General features: G+C 28.1%; 18 protein-coding genes. 4 read left to right on the forward strand and 14 right to left on the reverse strand.

The features are described 5' to 3' along the window. Positions 1-5 precede the first annotated feature (5 nt). The gene (locus CLFE_RS17090) at positions 6-953 is read right to left on the reverse strand and encodes a DUF6263 family protein (RefSeq protein ID WP_077832464.1); all 948 of its coding nucleotides are present in this window, start codon (positions 951-953) and stop codon (positions 6-8) included. Positions 954-1,224: 271 nt separating this feature from the next. Here CLFE_RS17090 and CLFE_RS17095 point away from each other — a divergent pair, with 271 nt between their 5' ends. Further along, entirely contained in the window at positions 1,225-2,151 is a 927-nt protein-coding gene (locus CLFE_RS17095; RefSeq protein ID WP_077894111.1) for an NAD(P)/FAD-dependent oxidoreductase, read from the forward strand. A gap of 43 nt (positions 2,152-2,194) precedes the next feature. On the opposite strand, the gene CLFE_RS17100 is transcribed toward CLFE_RS17095, so the two are convergent. The 11 genes from CLFE_RS17100 to CLFE_RS17150 all read right to left on the reverse strand — a co-directional run bounded on the left by CLFE_RS17100 (position 2,195) and on the right by CLFE_RS17150 (position 12,065). Continuing rightward, complete coding sequence (locus CLFE_RS17100; RefSeq protein WP_242951657.1) at positions 2,195-3,232, reverse strand: ABC transporter permease; 1,038 nt, start codon at positions 3,230-3,232, stop codon at positions 2,195-2,197. Positions 3,233-3,235: 3 nt separating this feature from the next. Further along, on the reverse strand, positions 3,236-4,285 hold the full coding sequence (locus CLFE_RS17105; RefSeq protein WP_077852089.1) for an ABC transporter permease: 1,050 nt from the start codon (positions 4,283-4,285) through the stop codon (positions 3,236-3,238). Between the two features lie 8 nt (positions 4,286-4,293). Next, positions 4,294-5,235, reverse strand: a complete 942-nt coding sequence (locus tag CLFE_RS17110; RefSeq protein WP_077894112.1) for an ABC transporter ATP-binding protein — start codon at positions 5,233-5,235, stop codon at positions 4,294-4,296. 161 nt (positions 5,236-5,396) lie between these two features. Then, on the reverse strand, positions 5,397-6,053 hold the full coding sequence (locus tag CLFE_RS17115; protein ID WP_077832468.1) for a response regulator transcription factor: 657 nt from the start codon (positions 6,051-6,053) through the stop codon (positions 5,397-5,399). Beyond that, positions 6,046-7,224: a sensor histidine kinase gene (locus tag CLFE_RS17120; RefSeq protein WP_077832510.1), complete on the reverse strand. Its 1,179-nt coding sequence runs from the start codon at positions 7,222-7,224 to the stop codon at positions 6,046-6,048. The genes CLFE_RS17115 and CLFE_RS17120 overlap by 8 nt, the downstream gene beginning before the upstream one ends. A gap of 88 nt (positions 7,225-7,312) precedes the next feature. Further along, a complete protein-coding gene (locus CLFE_RS17125) occupies positions 7,313-8,215 on the reverse strand; it encodes a sensor histidine kinase (RefSeq protein WP_077894113.1) in 903 nt (300 codons plus the stop codon). A 17-nt stretch (positions 8,216-8,232) separates the two neighbouring features. Then, positions 8,233-8,970 carry an ABC transporter permease gene (locus CLFE_RS17130; RefSeq protein WP_077894114.1) on the reverse strand — a complete coding sequence of 246 codons (738 nt, stop codon included), beginning with the start codon at positions 8,968-8,970 and terminating at the stop codon, positions 8,233-8,235. After that, positions 8,963-9,886, reverse strand: a complete 924-nt coding sequence (locus CLFE_RS17135) for an ABC transporter ATP-binding protein (RefSeq protein ID WP_077894115.1) — start codon at positions 9,884-9,886, stop codon at positions 8,963-8,965. Before CLFE_RS17135 ends, CLFE_RS17130 begins: the two co-directional genes overlap by 8 nt. A gap of 70 nt (positions 9,887-9,956) precedes the next feature. After that, complete coding sequence (locus CLFE_RS17140; RefSeq protein ID WP_077894116.1) at positions 9,957-10,652, reverse strand: response regulator transcription factor; 696 nt, start codon at positions 10,650-10,652, stop codon at positions 9,957-9,959. A 102-nt stretch (positions 10,653-10,754) separates the two neighbouring features. Then, on the reverse strand, positions 10,755-11,405 hold the full coding sequence (locus tag CLFE_RS17145) for a DUF3298 and DUF4163 domain-containing protein (RefSeq protein WP_077894117.1): 651 nt from the start codon (positions 11,403-11,405) through the stop codon (positions 10,755-10,757). Positions 11,406-11,474: 69 nt separating this feature from the next. After that, on the reverse strand, positions 11,475-12,065 hold the full coding sequence (locus CLFE_RS17150; protein ID WP_077894118.1) for a GNAT family N-acetyltransferase: 591 nt from the start codon (positions 12,063-12,065) through the stop codon (positions 11,475-11,477). Positions 12,066-12,191: 126 nt separating this feature from the next. Here CLFE_RS17150 and glgP point away from each other — a divergent pair, with 126 nt between their 5' ends. Further along, positions 12,192-13,814: an alpha-glucan family phosphorylase gene (glgP, locus tag CLFE_RS17155; protein WP_077894119.1), complete on the forward strand. Its 1,623-nt coding sequence runs from the start codon at positions 12,192-12,194 to the stop codon at positions 13,812-13,814. A gap of 14 nt (positions 13,815-13,828) precedes the next feature. On the opposite strand, the gene CLFE_RS17160 is transcribed toward glgP, so the two are convergent. After that, positions 13,829-14,848, reverse strand: coding sequence for a LacI family DNA-binding transcriptional regulator (locus CLFE_RS17160; protein ID WP_077832476.1), 1,020 nt, complete (start codon positions 14,846-14,848; stop codon positions 13,829-13,831). A 327-nt stretch (positions 14,849-15,175) separates the two neighbouring features. Here CLFE_RS17160 and CLFE_RS17165 point away from each other — a divergent pair, with 327 nt between their 5' ends. Then, positions 15,176-15,682: a C40 family peptidase gene (locus CLFE_RS17165; protein WP_077894120.1), complete on the forward strand. Its 507-nt coding sequence runs from the start codon at positions 15,176-15,178 to the stop codon at positions 15,680-15,682. 127 nt (positions 15,683-15,809) lie between these two features. On the opposite strand, the gene CLFE_RS17170 is transcribed toward CLFE_RS17165, so the two are convergent. Next, on the reverse strand, positions 15,810-17,741 hold the full coding sequence (locus CLFE_RS17170; protein ID WP_077894121.1) for an elongation factor G: 1,932 nt from the start codon (positions 17,739-17,741) through the stop codon (positions 15,810-15,812). A 160-nt stretch (positions 17,742-17,901) separates the two neighbouring features. Here CLFE_RS17170 and CLFE_RS17175 point away from each other — a divergent pair, with 160 nt between their 5' ends. After that, positions 17,902-19,584 carry an HD-GYP domain-containing protein gene (locus CLFE_RS17175; RefSeq protein WP_077894122.1) on the forward strand — a complete coding sequence of 561 codons (1,683 nt, stop codon included), beginning with the start codon at positions 17,902-17,904 and terminating at the stop codon, positions 19,582-19,584. The last annotated feature ends 133 nt before the right edge of the window (positions 19,585-19,717 follow it).

A 19,717-nucleotide genomic window follows, 5' to 3' on the forward strand; every position in this document is an offset into this window, starting at 1 on the left:
AGTACCTATCTTGGTACTATTTTATAAGTTATATCTTCTGTAAAATTTATCGGAGATTGTATATCCTGTAATATTCCAACTTCTTCATCCTTCATATAAGTGATTGTTCCAGTAACATTATACTTAGTTTGACTTTCCTTAATCAAACCATTTTTTTTATCCACACTAATATTTCCGCTACCTTTACCATTTAAGTCGATCTTGGTCTTTGCTCCATTTAAATCTACCTGTTCATCTTCCTTTTTATTTGCTATATTGTCATTTTCAACTATATAAAGCGAATCATCATTTTCTTTTTTAAGCTTATATTTACTTGAAACATCTAAACTAATACTATTATTTAACTTTGATTTTCTGTGCCATGTATCACCTTTTTTCACACTGTTTTCATTCATGTAATTCATAGCATCCTCTATATAATTTTCAACAGAAGCATCACTAAAATTATCTATTAGATTATTTCTAAGCAGTTCTTTTTCTTCTTTATTTAACGATTTATTATAATCTACAAGATTTACAACATTATTAGCACCTTTTATATTTAAAACTTTACCATTTTTATTAAGCTTAACTGTGTAATTCTTTCCGATTATAGATTTATATATACTATCCCTTGGATCTTTACGTCCCCTTTTTGAATCATAATCAATACTTCCAGCTGAGGTACTATAATTAACTTTTATGGATTTATATTGATAAGATAAAGTAGTATTTCCATCTGAATCTATGTCTCTAACACTAATTGTTATATACATGTCTTCCTTATCTTCCACTCCCATATTTTTACCAACTACTCTAATATTAAGCTTTGAGTTATTTGTGTAATGTATTTTATAATTACTACCTTTTTTTAAATTTAGCTGCAATACATTATTATCACTACTTTTACATGACGCTAACACCAAAACACTAAGTACTGTGTATAGTATTATAATTGTCTTTTTTATATTCATTTTTTTCTCCCCTTACAAATAAGCAAAATTATAATGTCAAAATTTATATCCAATAATAGTATAAACAAAAACATTTCATGTTTCTACAAAATCATATTATTTTTTTTCAATTTGTAGTAAATAACTATACTATAACGCTAACTTGATTTACAATCACAAAAATGTTATAGTAAATATACTGATAATAGTTATTGTTTAATATTAACTATTACATTTATAAAAGAAAAGAGGTGGATTTAGTGAGCTTTTATATTCTCACTAAAAATAATATATGAAGAAAGAAAAAATTTTAGATCTTGTTGTAATAGGCGCCGGACCTGCTGGCCTCACAGCTGGTATATATTCCTCTAGAGCTAAATTAAATTTTATAATTCTTGAAAACGAGTTAGTTGGAGGACAAATAAGAGAAACTCCATCTATAGAGAACTTTCCCGGTTTTGCTTCAATTTCTGGTGCTGAACTTGCTGATAAAATGCAAGAGCATGCTGAAGCCTCTGGTGCTGTAATAGATGAATTTGATAATATACTTTCTGTAAAATTTGCAAATGAAGAAAAAATAATTGAAACTAACAATGTAATATATAAACCTAAGTCTGTAATAATTGCAACTGGTGCCAAAAGTAAACCTCTTCCTGTTCCCGAAGAAAAAAAGCTTCGTGGTCGTGGAATTCATTATTGTGAACTATGTGATGGTGCAATGTATGACGGAAAAGATATTGTTGTAGTTGGCGGTGGTAATTCGGCGGTGGATGCAGCTATATTTTTAACCAAATATGCCAAAACTCTTACTGTAGTACATCGTTCTGAAAAATTAAGAGCAGAAGCTAAAAGTCAAGAAGAACTTTTAAAGCATGCTAATGTAAAGCTTATGTTTAATACACAAATAGAGCATGTTGATGGTGAAAACTCCATAGAAAATATTGTACTAAAAGACTCTAAATCAGGTGAAAAAACAAATCTAAAAGCAGATGCAATTTTTGTTTATATAGGTACCACACCTAAAACCGAACTCTTCAAAGATTATTTAGATTTAACTACACTTGGACATATAAAGACAAATGAAAACTTAGAAACAAATATAAGAGGAGTTTTTGCTGCTGGTGATGTTCGTGAAAAGGAAATTCGTCAGCTAACAACTGCTGTAAATGATGGCTCTATAGCTGCTCTTATGGCTGAAAAATATATTAGAAATTCATAAAAATTAGGCTGTACTTAATTTTTTATTTCTTAAGTACAGCCGTTTACTCATTTTCAGAAAAATTTTGGTACCCAAATCCTCCTGCTGTAAACAAAACCAATGCCATAAGTAAAACTACAATAACATTAGGAAATACCTTAGCTTTTTCTACACTATCCATTATCCAATAAAAAGGGGTTAATTTCTTAAGCTTAATAATATTAGAATTTACAGCATCATCCCCTATAATATTTATATACATCATCACTAAAGCTAGTATTGACGACATTGTAGATGCTACCTTATCATTTTTCACTATTCTTGAACCTACTATAACAACACCTATGCATACAATACTACTTAGTGCTATATTTAGGATAATAACTTCTGTATTTTCAATTTTATATCTATATATTATAGAGCTTATTAAAAACGAAGCTGTATATAATAAAGTTTGAGTAATAAACATTGCTAAATACATTGCCCATACTATAACATATGTCTTATTTCTGGTAACCGAAAGTCTTTCGAGCACACCATCTTTTTTCAATTTAATTAAATCTATACTAAAATTCATAGAAAATAGCATCATACAATAGATAATTAAAAAGGCAATTCCTTTACTACTGAATATAGATTCTTCATATTCTTTATATTTTAAAATTACTCTACTTTTATTGTTTTCTCCCTTAACCATCTTCTTTATTTTATTTTTCATTTCATTTTCAAAGATCTCATTACCACTGGATTTATCCATTCTATATGCAATTATCTTTGGTACCTTACCACCCTTTATATTAATTGTAAAATCTTTTTCAATTTCATATATTACTGAATATTTATTCCTTTTAAGCTCATTAATTGCTACTTCCCTTTTATTAAATACCTTCTTTACATTTAAATATCTTACTAACTCACTACTACTTTTTCCCTTATCTAAATTTACTATTGCAGTACCTTCATCGTCAGTATTAATAATATTTGAACTAAAAAAAGTTACAGAACCAATTAATACTATAGGTACTATAAGCATGGAAGCTATATATTTAAAATTCTTTAAGTATCTTCTGCAATTTGCTAACACTATTACAAAAAAGTTCACCTTTTATTCCTCCCAGGATATTTTAATCTTAGCTAAAGATATTATATACAGTGCAAGAGAAACGAAAAACATAATAATTAGATTTCTTTCAATATAACTTAAAGAATTATACATAATTATATCTTTATATGCATCTGAAACAAACTTTAAAGGCTCAAATTTCACAAGGCTTGTAAGAACTGCATCTGATTTAACTTTAGGAATAAATCCTCCACCAAGTAAAGTCTCTATTAAAAGTAATGTAGTAAGAATTACAGTTGATAAATTCTTTTTAAAGAATACACTAAAAAATCCTGAGGCTGATGCTATCATTAAACTTTGAGCTAATAATATCACAATTAAATTTATAAAGTTAACATTAAAAAAGGCAAGTTTAGCTATCATAAAAGCAAGTACATATATAATTCCAGTACCAATACCATATATAAAATATATTAAAACATAATAATTAAATAGATTAATTTTAGTTAGTGGCATAGATATCATTCTTTTGAACATACCATTTTGCTTTTCTAAATCATAGGCTTTAGAACAGTTCATAATAATAATTATTATTATATATGTCACAATAGATGCTGCTTCTTCTTCATAAATTGACATTTCATTTTTATTTTTTATAATCTCATCTCTAATAATTTCATAATTAAAATTCTCTTTATTTTTAAGCTCCTCACCATAACTTTCAATAACACTTTTTATAAGTTTTTCGTTGTGTTCAGAAACATGTCTTTTCTCTTGTACTTGTACCTCAATAGGACTCTTACTATTTCCTCTTTTTAGAGTTATAATATAATCTCCTTTTTTAGTCACATTAAAAAGCTTTTTATTATCTTCTCTATTAAAGAACTTCCTGAAATCCTGAGCTGCATTACCATTATCCTTATCTATTATAGTAATATCTATTTTATTTTCATCTGCTGTATAAAGCATTTTAGAATAATGACCCGTTACAAAGCATATCGAAAGAGGAAAAATAACATACATTAAAATAATTTGCTTCCAATTTAAAAATAATCCTTTAATAGTCAACATACTAATAATTCTAGCTTTCATTTATCCACCTAATCCCTTAACTTTTTTCCCGTAAGAGAAAGAAATACTTCTTCTAGTGAAGCTTCATTCTTTTTAAAATCAATTATTTTTTTATTTTCCTCTACAACTTTATCTAACAAATCTTTAATTTGAAACTTCCATTCATCAACTAAAATTTTTATTACATCGTCTTCTAAGAATACATTTCTTACACCTTCTATTTTTTGTAAGCTTAAAATAAATCTATCATCAAAGCTATCCACTTTAAGCTGCACTGTACCATTCATATTTGAAAGCGTTTTTATCTCATGTTTAGACCCTCTAGCAACCTCTTTTCCTGAATCTAAAATAAATATATCCTTACAAATCAATTCAACTTCCTCCATATAATGCGATGTATAAATAATAGTTGTGTTTTGTTCTTTATTAACCTTTCTTATGTATTCAAAAATGCAATTTCGAGATTGTGGATCTACTCCTACTGTTGGCTCATCCATTATGAGAATTTCCGGATTATGTATTATAGCTATTGCTAAATTAAGTCTTCTTTTCATTCCACCAGAAAACTTTTTTACCTTATCATTTTTTCTTTCACTTAATCCTGTAACCTCTAGTACTTCATCAATTCTCTGTCTTAATTTTTTCCCATGAAGGCCATAAAATGCTCCAAAATACATAAGATTATCCAATGCAGAAAAAGTCTCCATTAAAGCTAATTCTTGTGGCACAAGACCTATTAATTTTTTTGCCTCTACAGGTTCTTTTAAAATGGAGTGTCCATAAAGCTTAATATCTCCACTATTAGGTGTTAAAAGCCCCGTCATTATATTTATAAGTGTTGATTTTCCAGCTCCATTAGGTCCTATAAAGCCAAAAATATCTCCCTTTTTCACCTCAAAGGAGATATTGTCAAGAACTAATTTATCATTAAATCTCTTTGTGATATTACAAACTTTAATTACATTATCCAAAAAATCACTTCCCTTAGAAAGTATATATCGCAGTAAATTCTTACATTATAAAATATTCCTACTAAAAAAGTTATACCTTAGAATCCTTTATAAATCAGAATACATTAGAATTTTATAACTTATATATATTTTATAATTATAATTTATTTTTTTAAAGTTACTTAAGTCACGATATTGTTTTTAAACGCAAATATTGTTACTTGTGTTCTATCCCTTAAATTTAACTTAGAGAAAATAATACTAATATTATTCTTTATAGTACCTTCTGAAAGAAAAAGCTTTTCCGATATTTCTTTATTTGACAGACCACTAGCAATTTCTCTTATTATACTTATTTCTTTATCACTTAAATCGTATTTAAGCTTAACCTCATCTAGCGCTTGCTCCCTATTATATTCACCATTTTCACTTAATATTTTAGAGGCCACCTCTGGATTAATTACTACATTTCCTTTAAAACATGCCTTTATTCCTTCATAAATAAGTTCATAATCACTGTCTTTTAATATATAGCCCGATGCCCCATATTTAAGCGCCTCATGAATATATTTAACATCATTAAAGGTAGTTAAAATAAGTATTTTTATATTTTGAAGTTCTTTTTTTATTAACTTAGTTCCTAAAACGCCATCACATTTAGGCATTCTTATATCCATTAAAACCACATCCGGTTTACTTTCTCTACAAACCTTAAGTGCCTCCTCACCATTTGCCGCAGTGCCTATAACTTTTATATCCTCATAGGTTTCAAGTATTATTTTTAACCCATCTACCACAAGCCTTTCATCATCAACAATTAAAACCTTGATATCATTCATTATTTTTCCCTCCAGAATATGCTTTAAGCTTTTCTTTTTTAGCTAATTCCACTTTTACAGTAAATCCTTCTTTAGGTGCACTTTTATACTCAAAATAGCCTCCGATTTCTCGTACTCTTTCTCTCATACTCTTCATTCCAATTCCTTCAGCAATATTTTCACAACCTTGTCCATTATCTTTCAAGGTAACAACTACATTTTGTTCTGTAAAAGCCATTATTATATCTACTCTAGAAGCTTTTCCATGCCTTGCACTGTTAGATAAAAATTCTTGAACTATTCTATATATGACAAAGGATTGGTCTGAATTTAAAGACCATTTTTCTTTTGTAAAAGCTAATCTAACATCTATGTTTGCCATTTTCTTGAAGTTACTTATAAGTTCTTCTATGCTAATTATACCTTCATATTTTTCAAACTCCTTAGGCTTTATAGCTCTTACAGCACCTCTTACTTCATCAAGACTCGTTTGAGTAAATTTTCTTAAATTTTTTGTAAGTATTTCCGCTTTTTCTGGTGATTTTTTTATTATTTTTTCTATTGCTCCAAGCTGAATAACCATTGTTGATAATGAATGTCCTACACTATCGTGTATTTCCCGAGAAATTCTGTTTCTTTCTCTTAAGAGTGTAAGCTCTTCCACAGAAGAAGCATACATTTCTAAATCTCTATTTGCTTTTTTTAATTTTTCTTCCGATATTCTTAACCTATCATAAAGATCTTGAGCTTCAATCTTCTTTTCATTTTCATACCTTGTAAAATATAGTACCACTATTACAATAACAGAAACGCTTAAATTCATTATTTTATAATTTAAACTATAGTTTAGTGAAAAATATACGCCAATTAAAACTATTATAATATTAAAGGGAGTTGCTAACCTCTTTTTAAACATCACATTAGCATCTATAGCCAATAATATTAAATATGTAAATAGATATCCTGCTGTCCATAAGTTAAACAAAATTACAAATACTACTTCTAAAATAAAAGATAAAATTTGATAACTATTTTTATTTAATGAAAACTCTCTTAATTGATTATTTGTTATGAAGACAAGCATTAAAATAATAATTTTTGAATCAAAATTTTTCCCTTCTATAAGAATACCAAACACCATAAAAAACATGATAAGATACCTTATAAACATAAATAACTTCTTTTTTTCCATATTTCCTCCAAGCTTTTTATCTACCATATATAATACCATAGAAAGCTTTTAGTCGATACTCCTAACAGTTTGTAATCACAAGATTTAATTACACCTTTAATTTTTTAAATTTAATATTAACAGCAATTATATCATCTGTTATATGTGCGTTTATCTCTCCACCCATTTTTTCTGTGAGTTCCTTTGCAATAGAAAGGCCTAAACCTGTACCCTTGCCACTTCTAGTTTTATCCGCCATAAAAAATCTATTAAAAATATTTTCACTTGTACAATCTTCTAAATTCAAAGAATTATTCTCTACTTCTAAAAGTAAAAAATCACCCTCACATTTAAGCTCTATATTTATGTAATCATTAGAATATTTAATTGCATTGGTAATTAAATTATCTATTACCCTTTCTATTGCCCTTTTATCTGCTGCTATGAAAATATTCTCACTTATGTTGCATTTAGGTTCTATGCCTCTATTTTGAAAATCAACATATCTTGAAAACATTACTTCTTGAACCATTCTAGCTATATTAATTTTTTCCAAACTCAACTTAAAATCAAAAGAATCAATCAACGATAGACTATAAAAATCATTTAAAAGTATTTCTAACGTTGTCGATCTTTTTTCTATAATTTCTATATATTCTCTTCTTTTACTTTCTTCTAAACTCTCATCTTTTAAGAAATTGATATATCCTTTTATTGCTGTAAGTGGTGTTCGAAGATCATGTGACATGTCAGCTATTGCTCCTCTAAGCTTATTTTCAGATTTTTTCTTATCCGCCTCACATATTCTCCTAGCCTCCAACGTTTTATTTATGGCTTTACAAAGTTCTTCAATTTGCTCATTAACTAAACTCATCTTTAAATTTTCATTTTTAGAATTTTCATTAATAGCTTTAAGTTTATTTGTTATTAGCTTAAGTTCCCTGCTAATTAAATAATTCCTTATAATTAAAACTACTAAAAGAATTACGCAAATAGACACTATAAATATCATTTTATCATCCTTTTACTCTATTTTATATCAACTTTTCTTAATGCCAATGTACTTAAAGTAACACAAACTATTAAAGTTACTAAACATATAAAAATCAATTGAAAAATAGTTCCACTGCTTAATTTTCCATCAGCAAATCTATTTGGTATATCAAAGATTGTTTTACTGTAATAATATTTAACAGTATCATTATTAAGTGACATTGCTGTTCCAAATCTATTAGCTATATCCATTAAATAAAATATGACTATTACTGCCCCAACATTTTTTGTGACAAAAGAAAGTAGAATTCCAATACTACCTATTGCACAATACATAAGGATCATAACTATTGATAACTGAAATATATAAACTAAGCTATACTGTCCACCATAACTATTTGTGATAGTATTTATAACAAGCGTACATATTGGGAAAATAAAGCTTATTATTGCTACTCCAACACAAAATACTATTGCTTTAGAAAGTACAATATTTATTCTTCTGTGACCTGAAGTAATCAAATTTTTTACATATCCCGATTGAAATTCCTTAGTAACAAAATAAGAAAATGCTCCAATAAGCAATGTATTAATTAAAAACTCCTGCAAAGGAAATGACTGCAAAAACATACTTTCTCCAGTTTTCTTTAGAAGATAATTTGCTTTAAGCGGAATTAAAACGCATAAACTCTGTAAAAACATAAGTCCTACAAGAATATAAAAAAACTTAGAATGCTTTAATTTATAAAACTCAACTTTTAAAAGATTATACATTGATATTCCCCCTAACTAACTTTGAATAGTACTCCTCAAGACTATCTCCCTTTAATGTGATTTCCTCCACCAAACTCCCATTTTTAAGAAGAGCTGATGAAACTCTAGCTGGTTCATCTAAATATTCATACAGCTTTATAATATTACTCGGCATAACTTCGTAATTCTGAGTTTTTAATATATTTTCTATATTAAAACACGCTTTTGCTGAATTATCTGTTCTTATGTATAAAAACTTTTGACACTTTTCTTCTAATTGCTTTGAACTTAATTGTTCTATTAATTTTCCTTTATGAATTATTCCATAAACATTTGCAAATTGATATAACTCGCTTAATATATGACTTGATATTAAAATAGTAACTCCAAATTCCTTATTCAATTTATTTAAAAGTTCTCTTATTTCAATTATACTAGTAGGATCAAGTCCATTAATAGGCTCATCTAAAATCAAAAATTCAGGTTCTCCAATAAGTGCCATAGCTATTCCTAATTTTTGCTTCATCCCCATAGAAAGTTTATTAACTGTTTTTTTCCTTTGATCATAAAGATCAACCATTTTAAGTACCTTGTCTACAGATTCTTTTCCTGGAATTCCTTTTTGAATTCTATTAATTTCTAGATTTTCGTATACTGTACTATAATTATAAACTGCTGGAGTTTCTATAAGGCATCCCATCCTACTTCTTACATCTTCGACTTTTCTACTATTCTTTTCACTAAAAAGCTCTATTTCACCACTACTTTTAATTATTAAACCTGATATTAGTTTCATAAATGTAGTTTTCCCTGCTCCATTTTGTCCTATAAATCCGTATATATCTCCTTTTCTAATTGTTATGTTTACATTATCAAGTACTTTTATATCTTTATATTTTTTCGTTAAATTAACGGTTTTTAATACTGTGTCTTTCATAAAATCACTCCTTATGTTCAATAATAAAATACATTACATAAGAGAAGTTAAAGCAATTCTTAAGAAATCCTTAAATCTTAAGTTTATATCCCATTCCCCAAATTGTTTCTATGTATTCTTCTTCTGGATTAGCCTTTAAAAGCTTATTTCTCAAATTACTGATATGTACGTTTAAGGTATTATCGTCCCCCATATAATCATCCTCCCACACACTTTCAAATAGATTAGCTTTTGAAAATATCTTTTTTTGATTTAATAATAAGACCTCAAGAATCTTAAATTCTCTGTTAGTAAGTATTATTTTGTGTCCACTTACTGAAACATCCTTTGCTTCTCTGTCTAATAGTATATCTTTAAACGCTATATTTTTACTTAATATATTATCTCTTTCAAATTTCATATACCTTCTTAAATTAGAATATATTCTCGCATAGGTTTCCTCTATATCAAAGGGTTTAGTGATATAATCATCTGCACCCATCTCAAGTACTTTAATCTTTGTATCCTTCGAAAGCTTTGCAGAAATTACAATAATAGGTATAGCACTTATCTCTCTTACCTTTTTTAAAAGCTCCTCACCATTCATACCAGGTAGCATTAGATCTAAAAGCATTAGCTGAAATTCTTTAGCTTTAATATGCAATAATGCTTCTGTACCGGAATAAGCTTGTACAACATTATAGTCTTTTTTCTCAAGCATAGTCTTAAGCATATTATTTATATCATTATCATCCTCAACTACAATAACATTTATATTTTGTTCCATAAAATCCTCCTTATTTACAATTGTTTCACCTTAATTATACATTGTTATTTATTATTTTTTAATAGAAATATAAAAAGAGTCAAATCTTTGACTCTTTCTCAATTAAATAAGCTTATTTATCGGACTCATAGGCCATAGTAGCGGTTTTATTTCTGTATATGGTATTGGAATTTTAAATATACCGTAATAATAAGGTGTATATTCGTAAACTTGGTAATAAAGTACAAGTTTATCCTCGGTCAAATAAAATTCTTGATTATTCGTAACACCCTGATATTCATTTATAAGCTGAATGTTATTATCTTTAATATATTTTTCAGCTATTCTTGTAAGGTATCCTAGATAGTCCATTTTAGAGTTAAATAAATCACTAAAGCTATAAACCTTAGCAGTCTCAGTATTTACAGTTAGTGCTGAATACACTGTGAGACCATGTGCTGCCATATTTACATAAGTATAGATGCTAAATAGAATACTTAAAATATAATTCTTATTAACCATAGTTTCATAAACACCTAATACTTCATTAAAATCCACCATTTCTGGCAAAAGTACTTGTTTTTTAAAAAGTTCACTTACTGTATTTATTATTTCACTATTTAGTTTATCTTTTACTTTTTTATCCTGCTTTGTAATTATAACTGGATATGCTATGCTAAATTTTTGTGGACTAAGTTTCTGATCTTCTAAATCTGCTGCACCATTTACAGCTCTATTTTTATCATCTGAAAAATACGGATAAATATAATACATACCTATACCCTCTATGAATAATTCTATCCTTAAATATATTATTAAATTTAAGGATATATTCTAATTTTTTTATTTAATCATAGAAATACCTGTATTAATTATACTTTTAAATCCATTTGTTTCTTTAACTTCATTTGCTTTTAATATTTTATGTGGACTATTAGAGTTCTCTTCTATGATTTTTTCAAACACATCAACATCATGCCATTTTTCAAATTTATATCCTGATTTATGATATGTACCCGAAAGTTTAAAACCAAAATATTCATGAAAGCTTTTACTTCTTAAATTTGATGCTGTAACTAACGCATACATATTACAATATCCTTGAAGTTTTAATATTTCTATTAGAGTATAATAAAGAGCTTTTCCTATTCCCCTCTTCTGGTATCTATCATCAACATATATGGATAAATCTACTGCCCAATCATATGCAGCTCTTTCATTAAAGGTTGAAGCATACGAATATCCTACAATTTTATCATCAATTTCACATACAAGATAAATATATTTCTTAGATATACCTATAACTTTATCCTTAAAGCTTTCAATACTTGGTACCTCATAATCAAAGGTTATAGCTGTGTTTTCTATAAATGGCTTGTATATATTTAAAATTTCTTTAATGTCGCAATCTCTCACTATTCTTATATTTTTCACTATAGCTTCACATCCCCTTTAAAATAAAAATTAATTTACTGTTATAATATCATACTTTAATTGTAATAATATTATATATTCTCTAATTATACTATTAAAGTATATGTTAAAAAAGGATGTGTTAACATGTCAAATAAATCAACCTTACCAACAGTGGCCTACTTTTCTATGGAATACGCTATTGATGTTTCCATGAGAACATATGCAGGAGGTCTTGGTATACTTGCTGGCGATTACTTAAAAGGTGCTAAAGATTATAACTATCCATTAATCGGTATAGGAATAAAGTGGAAACAAGGCTACACTGATCAATTCGTTGACAAAGACAATAAAGTTTATGATTCTTATAAAAACTATGATTACAACCATTTAAAGGACACAAAGGTTAAAGTAAAAGTTAAAATATATGATCAAGATGTAACTTGTAAAGTATGGCTTTTGGAAAAATTCAACACGGCTCCTCTATATCTCCTTGATACGGATTTGCCAGAAAACGACAATAGATGGATCACAGCTAATCTATATGGAGGTTTTGAAGATTCAAGACTTGCACAAGAAATTGTTTTAGGTATTGGAGGAATAAAGGCATTAAGAGCTCTAAATATAAAAGTAGATATTTATCATTTTAATGAAGGTCACGCTCTTTTTGCTGGTTTCGAATTAATACGTGAAAAAATGGAAACTGGTCTTTCTTTTAATGAAGCCGTAAAAAAGTCTCGAGAAGAAATTGTTTTCACAACTCATACTCCAATTATTGAAGGTAACGAATCTCACTCTATTATGAGAATGCTAAGCATCGGAGCAAACAATGGTTTTACAATAGAGGAGCTTGCTAGTCTTGGTGGTGTTCCTTTTAACATGACCGTTGGTGCCCTAAGACTTTCCAAGATTTCAAATGCAGTTGCTCAATTACACAAGGAAACCGCAAATGATATGTGGAAAAACATAAAAAATAGATCAAACATAATAGGCATAACAAATGCAATTCATATAAAAACCTGGGTTGATCCTGATATGATTAAAGCAGCTGAAGATTTTAATAAAACAGAATTGTGGAACAATCACATAAAAAACAAGAAAAAACTAATGGCTTTTGTAAAAGAACGTACAGGGGTTCAGCTTAAAGAAGATTCTCTTTTGATAGGTTTTTCAAGACGTGCTGCGCCTTACAAAAGAAGTAATTTAATATTTAAAAATAGCAACATCATTGATCCTCTTTTAAATGAAGGAAAGATCCAAATAGTATTTTCTGGTAAGGCCCACCCGCTTGATGATACTGGTAAACATATTATTGAAGAACTTGTTTCTTTCTCGAAAAAATACCCAAACTCTGTAGTATTTCTTCAAAATTATGATATGGAAATCGGAAGAATACTTACTCAAGGCTCTGATGTATGGCTAAATAATCCTAGAAGACCTTTGGAAGCCAGCGGAACTTCTGGAATGAAAGCTGCTATGAACGGTGTACTAAATTTAAGTATTCTTGATGGTTGGTGGCCTGAAGCCTGTAAGGATGGAATAAACGGTTGGCAATTTGGTGATGGAATGGAATCTGATGATACTGAATTTATTGATAAACATGATTCAGATGCCTTATATGAAGTACTTACACATAAGGTTATACCTACCTTTTATTCTGATAGAGACAAATGGATTTCAATGATGAAAGAAAGTATATTATCCACAAAAGATTATTTCTCAGTAAAAAGAATGCTTGAAGAATACTATTCTAAAATGTATGAAAAATAAATTCAAAATGGTGCTTATACAGCACCATTTTGAAGCTTTATAGATTTCCTCTCTTTAAGAAATGTATCTATTATAAAATGATTTTGCTGAATTCCCTTATTACTTACACTATCAATAAGCAATTTCGCTGCATAATACCCTAACTTCTCAGCGTTTATATCCACTGATGCAAGTGGTGGATTTTGGTATTCAGCTAGTGGAATATTATTAAATCCAATTACAGATACTCCCTTCTCCTCTATGTCGTTTAGACATTTCAAAACTCCAAATGCCAATAAATCATCTGTTGTTACTACTACTGATGGAGTTTTAACTTCTAGTATTTTTTTCATTGCTTCATATCCATCTTCTTCATTAAAGCTTTTTTGTTCGATTATAATATTTTCATCAATTTCTCTGCCGTGCACTGCCAAAGCTCTTTTATAACCATCAAGTCTATCTCTTGACATATTCATTTCCTTAGCTGCCCCAATAAACGCTATAGAGTCAGCTCCTCTTCTAATAAGATTATCAACAAGAGTATACATAGCCTTAAAATTATCATTATCAACCCACATAACACCAGTAGAGTCTTCCGGTCTTCCAACAACAACAAAGGGATATTTAAGGTCCTTTAAAAAGTTTATACACTTATCGTTTTCTCTTGCTGTTAAAAGTATGATACCATCTAACATTTTACTTTGAACATACTTTTTTATAACAGATACCTCTTCCTCCTCACTACTTCCGAAGTCATACATTATGTAGTATTCACTCTCATGGGCACATAAACTTATTCCCCTCATAGTCTTCACAAAAAATGGATTTTTAAATAAACACTTAGCTTCGTTAGGCACTATTAGTCCAAGTATTTTAGTAGAATTATTGGCTAAACTCCTAGCTATAGCATTAGTGTGATAATCTAATTTTTTAATAGCTTTGCGAACCCTATCTTTAGTCTTATCACTTATTTTATCACTATCATTTAGCACCCTAGATACTGTTGAAGGTGACACCTTTGCAAGTCTCGCAACATCTCTTATAGTAGCTGCCATTACATCACATCCTTTTTGTTATTACAATATGCACGAACTAGCAACCGCTTTAATATATTAAATAGTCTATATTATTACGCATTTATTGTCAATTTTGTTTTTATTTTCACAAATGTACTATTTAGTTATATATTCAAAAATATACAAGATAACAGTTAATCTATGTAAAAATAATTATGCTAATTTTTTATTTTAAAAATGCTTATGATTTAATACAAAATATTTTTTAATTAAACAATTCCATAAAATATATTGCATATTTTTTCATAATATGCAACAATATATACATATTAGCATATATTATAATAAAACTTAGGAGGTATTATTATGAAAAAATTTAAATCCAAAAAATTAGTAGCATTTATGATTGCATTGTTTTGTATGTTAGATTTTCTAGGTGTAGGCTTTAATAAAAATGTACAAGCTGCTACAACAGGACAGTCAATTGTAAGCTATGCCAAAGGTCATCTTGGAGACTACTATATTTGGGGAGCATCCGGTCCAAATACTTTTGATTGTTCAGGTTTTACCAGTTATGTGTACAAGCATTTTGGATATAACATCCCACGTACATCAAAAGCACAATCCACTGCAGGAAAATATGTGTCAAAAGCAAATTTAAAACCTGGTGATTTAGTATTCTTTTACAAACCTGTTTCTCATGTTGGTATATATATTGGTAATGGAGAATTTATAAATGCCGGTGGAGGAGATAGTTCTTGTACTAGCATAGCAATAGCAAAAAAACGAAATGCAAAAGTAAAAATAAATACTTTAAGCAGCGGTTACTATAGTCTTCACTACAATACAGCGAGAAGAATAATTAACAATTAATAATACTACATATTATTAAGATTACTATAAATTTATAGTATTAAAAAACAAGCTAAAAGGCGGCTATTAAAAAACTAACTGTTAGTTTTTTAATAGCCACCTTAAATGGTGACAAGTCACCATTTAACTATTTTAAAGAATGCATGAAATTAACAACTTCACTTCCCTTAACTTCATAAGCTTGACCTTTTGAACAAAATATTGATGTAGAAGTATATTCTATATCATCATATTTATTATAGTTTACACTACTAATAACCTCTTCGGAATTATGACACTTCTCATATCCACTAAAAGCTAAACTTATTTTTCCCCTGCCTTTTGTAAATGAAGCTAAAGCTGAAGGATAATCCATAAATTCTACCACAGGACCCTTACCTTTTATAATACACGTATCACCTTTCATCTGGGGCTCATAGAACTCACCACTCATTTTATTAATATCTGAAATTACCCTTCCAATTTCACCTATATTAACTTCTATTCTAAAATCATAAAATGGCTCTAAGAGAATATTATCTGTACTTTCAAGACCTTGTCTTAAAGCTCTTAAAGTCGCTTCTCTAAAATCTCCTCCACTAGTATGTTTAATATGGTGTCTTCCATCTATTAAAATTATATTTATGTCTGTAACTGAAGCACCTATTAAAATTCCATGGTGTTCTCTTTCAAATATATGTGTTTTTACAAGATTTTGCTCTCCTATTGTAAGACTTTCTGTTTTGCACTTACTTTTAAAGGTTATACCACTATTTAGTGGTGCCGGCTCTAATTCAAGACATACTTCAGCATAATGTCTTAAAGGTTCAAAATGACCATACCCATTAGCTTTTTTAGTTATGGTTTCCTTATATAAAACTTCACAGGCTCCAAAGTCTACTTTCAACTTAAATCTTTCCATAACAATTGTTTTTAGAATTTCTAATTCTATTTTACCCATTACATGTATCTCAAGACTTTTAAGTTTTTCGTTCCATAATACATTTAAAGACGGTTCTTCCTCTTCCAAAATTTTAAAATATTCAAAAACCTCATTGCTATTAAGTTTTTCGTCAAATATAACTTTTGATTTTAAGGTTGGAATCATATTATATTTGATATTTTCTACATTGTTACCAATAAAATCTCCAACCTTAACCTCCTTAATACCTATAGCTGCAAATATTTCACCTGCTTCAGCCAAACCTGCTGTTGTGTATTTATTTCCGTTATAAAATCTTATTTCATTTATCTTATTTGATTGATTTTTAATAATAACCTCCTGCTTAACCTTAAGACTGCCCTTAAGTGCTTTTATATGAATTATCTTATTTCTAGTTTCATCATATCTTATCTTATATACTAAACCCACAAATTTTTCAACTGCATTGTATTCAGTATATGTTAAATTGTGTAATCCATCTAAAAATACTTCTATTCCAGAATCCTCTAATGCAGACCCCATAAAGCAAGGAAATATCTTACTTTTCTTTATTAATTTTTTCATTGAATTAAACCATAACTCTTTTTCATAACCAGAAGTTAAATATGCTTCACATACATCATCATCTTTTTCAGCAATAAATTCAATTACCTCTTCTGATAATTCACCTTCACTAATACAAAAAATATTTTCCGTAAAATTATCTTTAATTTCTTTAATTACATTTTCTTTATTTGCATTAACTCTATCCATTTTATTTATAAAAAATATTGTGGGGATATTGTGTTTTCTAAGAATTGTCCATATATTTTCAGTTTGACTTTGAACTCCATCAACACCACTTATTATAAGTACCGCATAATCCATAACTTCAATAGCTCTTTCCATCTCTGGTGAAAAATCCATATGGCCTGGTGTATCCACCAAAAAATATTTTGAATCTTTAAATTCAAAAACAGCTTGTTCCGAAAATACAGTTATTCCTCTTTCTTTTTCAACTGAACTATTATCTAAAAAAGAATCTTTATGATCCACTCTTCCACGTTTTCTTATACTTTTAGTATGATATAAAATTTGTTCTGCTAAGGTAGTCTTACCAGCATCAACATGAGCTAACAATCCTATTGTCTTATTCATAATACACCTCAAAATATTTTGATAATTTTTTATAAAAACCTCAATTTAATTTTGCAATAAAAGTTAATTTTATGGTAACATATAATTAACATATTCTTCAATTTTTGTAATTTTATACACTGTGATTATTTTTTACCACTTGATATTAAGGAGTGATACTTTGATTAACTTTTATGAATATAAGTCAAATAATCTAGACGTTTATAGCGACATCGATAAATGCTTAAAAAAGCTATGCACCATAATGGATTACCAGATTATAGGCTTAATAAATTTCCCAAACCACAAAAAAATCCTTTATTCCGAAAAAATGTTTATCCAATTCAAAAATAAATATAAAAAATCCAAAAAATATATTATAAAAGAATTTACTTCATTAAAAAATTATGCTATTACTTTATTTTTAAAGAATAAACAAGTTCTATTATATAGCAAAGACTCCTCATACGCTACTCTTATACCTGAAGCAAAATCCGAAATATATATTCCTTTGCTTTGGGAGGATAGTACAGTAAAAGGTGCAATCTATCTATGTAAAATAAATGCATCAGATGAAAAACTAGATCTTCTTAATCTAGAAAAAACAAGAGTAAAAAATGTTATTGATGATATTAGTAGATTATATAAAACAATGTATTTAATAGATGAAAAAAATCGTTCTCTTTTTAGTATTATAAATACTTTTTCTGAAATAACACGAGAAAAAGATTTTTTTATGCTTTTACACCCTTATCATGTTGCCAACTTTTCAAAAGAAATAGCTATAAGAATGGAACTACCACAGGATCTTATAGAAAAAGCTTATCTAGCTGGAATTCTCCACGATATTGGCAAAATATATATACCTGAAGCCATATTAAATAAAAAGGGTCCTCTAAATAACAAGGAATTTGAAATAATAAAAGGTCATAGCACCTACAGCTATAATTTAATAAAAAATATGACAGGACTAGATGAAATAGCTAATATATCAAAATACCATCATGAAAATTATAACGGTACTGGATACCCTGATAACTTAAAAGGTGAAGATATACCACTTATAAGTAGAATAATAAAAGTAGCTGATTCTGTTGACGCTATGTTATCACCTAGAAGCTATAAAAAATCCAAAGATATAAATTATGTGATTTCTGAAATTAGAAAATATAAAGGAACAATTTATGATCCTAAAGTTGCCGATAGCATGTTAGACATATTAATTGGCCGCTTAAAACCTTCTGAAACCACACATTTAAATACTATCAATTGGAGTACCCTCACTATAACTACAGAAAAGGAAATCCACTCCATAGAGGGTTCACTTGTAAAATATAAAATGGGATACATTTTTAAAACTGATAAATTTAATTTTATAAAAACCATTGATAAAAGCACCATATTAAGCAGTAATATTTATATAAGTGAAAGTACAAACGAAATTATTGAGTACAATGTAAAAATAGTATACTTTAATGAAAATGAGGTGATTCTATCAAATTTCGAATATGTAGTTTATGAAGATTCCTTTAATATATTTTGGGATTTAAAAGCTCAACTTCAGCTTGACTCATATAATACTCATAACGTTGAAATATGCAAAATTGGTGGTAGTAATCTAATGTTCTATATATCTATTAATTCCATCAAATATTATAAGAAAGATAAAATTATTAATTTGAAGATTTTTTTTGAAGACGATACCATTATCGATATATCAGGTAAAATATTGCAGCACTTTAACGTTGGGGAATTTACTTATTATGACTTTGCTTATGTAAACATACTTAGCAAAAGCAAGGATGAAATTTTCAAACAACTTTTTAGACATCAAATACAACTTAGAAATTCATATAAAGATTAAAATATAAACAAACTCTCTCCTTAATGAATATATAACCCCTTATATAAAGCTTAAAACTATAGATTAAAGTATAGTTTTAAGCTTTATTCTTATTTACTTAAAACAAAGATTTTCCTTATTTTTGTCCATTTTG

It is taken from the genome of Clostridium felsineum DSM 794, assembly GCF_002006355.2.
GTDB classification, from domain to species: Bacteria; Bacillota; Clostridia; order Clostridiales; family Clostridiaceae; genus Clostridium_S; species Clostridium_S felsineum.

What these genes read in the sequence shown, in the direction of transcription:
- CLFE_RS17090 (WP_077832464.1), bottom strand. Translation starts at nt 953, where the DNA reads ATGAATATAAAAAAGACAATTATAATACTATACACAGTACTTAGTGTT.
- CLFE_RS17095 (WP_077894111.1), top strand. Translation starts at nt 1,225, where the DNA reads ATGAAGAAAGAAAAAATTTTAGATCTTGTTGTAATAGGCGCCGGACCT.
- CLFE_RS17105 (WP_077852089.1), bottom strand. Translation starts at nt 4,285, where the DNA reads ATGAAAGCTAGAATTATTAGTATGTTGACTATTAAAGGATTATTTTTA.
- CLFE_RS17115 (WP_077832468.1), bottom strand. Translation starts at nt 6,053, where the DNA reads ATGAATGATATCAAGGTTTTAATTGTTGATGATGAAAGGCTTGTGGTA.
- CLFE_RS17120 (WP_077832510.1), bottom strand. Translation starts at nt 7,224, where the DNA reads ATGGAAAAAAAGAAGTTATTTATGTTTATAAGGTATCTTATCATGTTT.
- CLFE_RS17125 (WP_077894113.1), bottom strand. Translation starts at nt 8,215, where the DNA reads ATGATATTTATAGTGTCTATTTGCGTAATTCTTTTAGTAGTTTTAATT.
- CLFE_RS17130 (WP_077894114.1), bottom strand. Translation starts at nt 8,970, where the DNA reads ATGTATAATCTTTTAAAAGTTGAGTTTTATAAATTAAAGCATTCTAAG.
- CLFE_RS17135 (WP_077894115.1), bottom strand. Translation starts at nt 9,886, where the DNA reads ATGAAAGACACAGTATTAAAAACCGTTAATTTAACGAAAAAATATAAA.
- CLFE_RS17140 (WP_077894116.1), bottom strand. Translation starts at nt 10,652, where the DNA reads ATGGAACAAAATATAAATGTTATTGTAGTTGAGGATGATAATGATATA.
- CLFE_RS17145 (WP_077894117.1), bottom strand. Translation starts at nt 11,405, where the DNA reads ATGTATTATATTTATCCGTATTTTTCAGATGATAAAAATAGAGCTGTA.
- glgP (WP_077894119.1), top strand. Translation starts at nt 12,192, where the DNA reads ATGTCAAATAAATCAACCTTACCAACAGTGGCCTACTTTTCTATGGAA.
- CLFE_RS17160 (WP_077832476.1), bottom strand. Translation starts at nt 14,848, where the DNA reads ATGGCAGCTACTATAAGAGATGTTGCGAGACTTGCAAAGGTGTCACCT.
- CLFE_RS17165 (WP_077894120.1), top strand. Translation starts at nt 15,176, where the DNA reads ATGAAAAAATTTAAATCCAAAAAATTAGTAGCATTTATGATTGCATTG.
- CLFE_RS17170 (WP_077894121.1), bottom strand. Translation starts at nt 17,741, where the DNA reads ATGAATAAGACAATAGGATTGTTAGCTCATGTTGATGCTGGTAAGACT.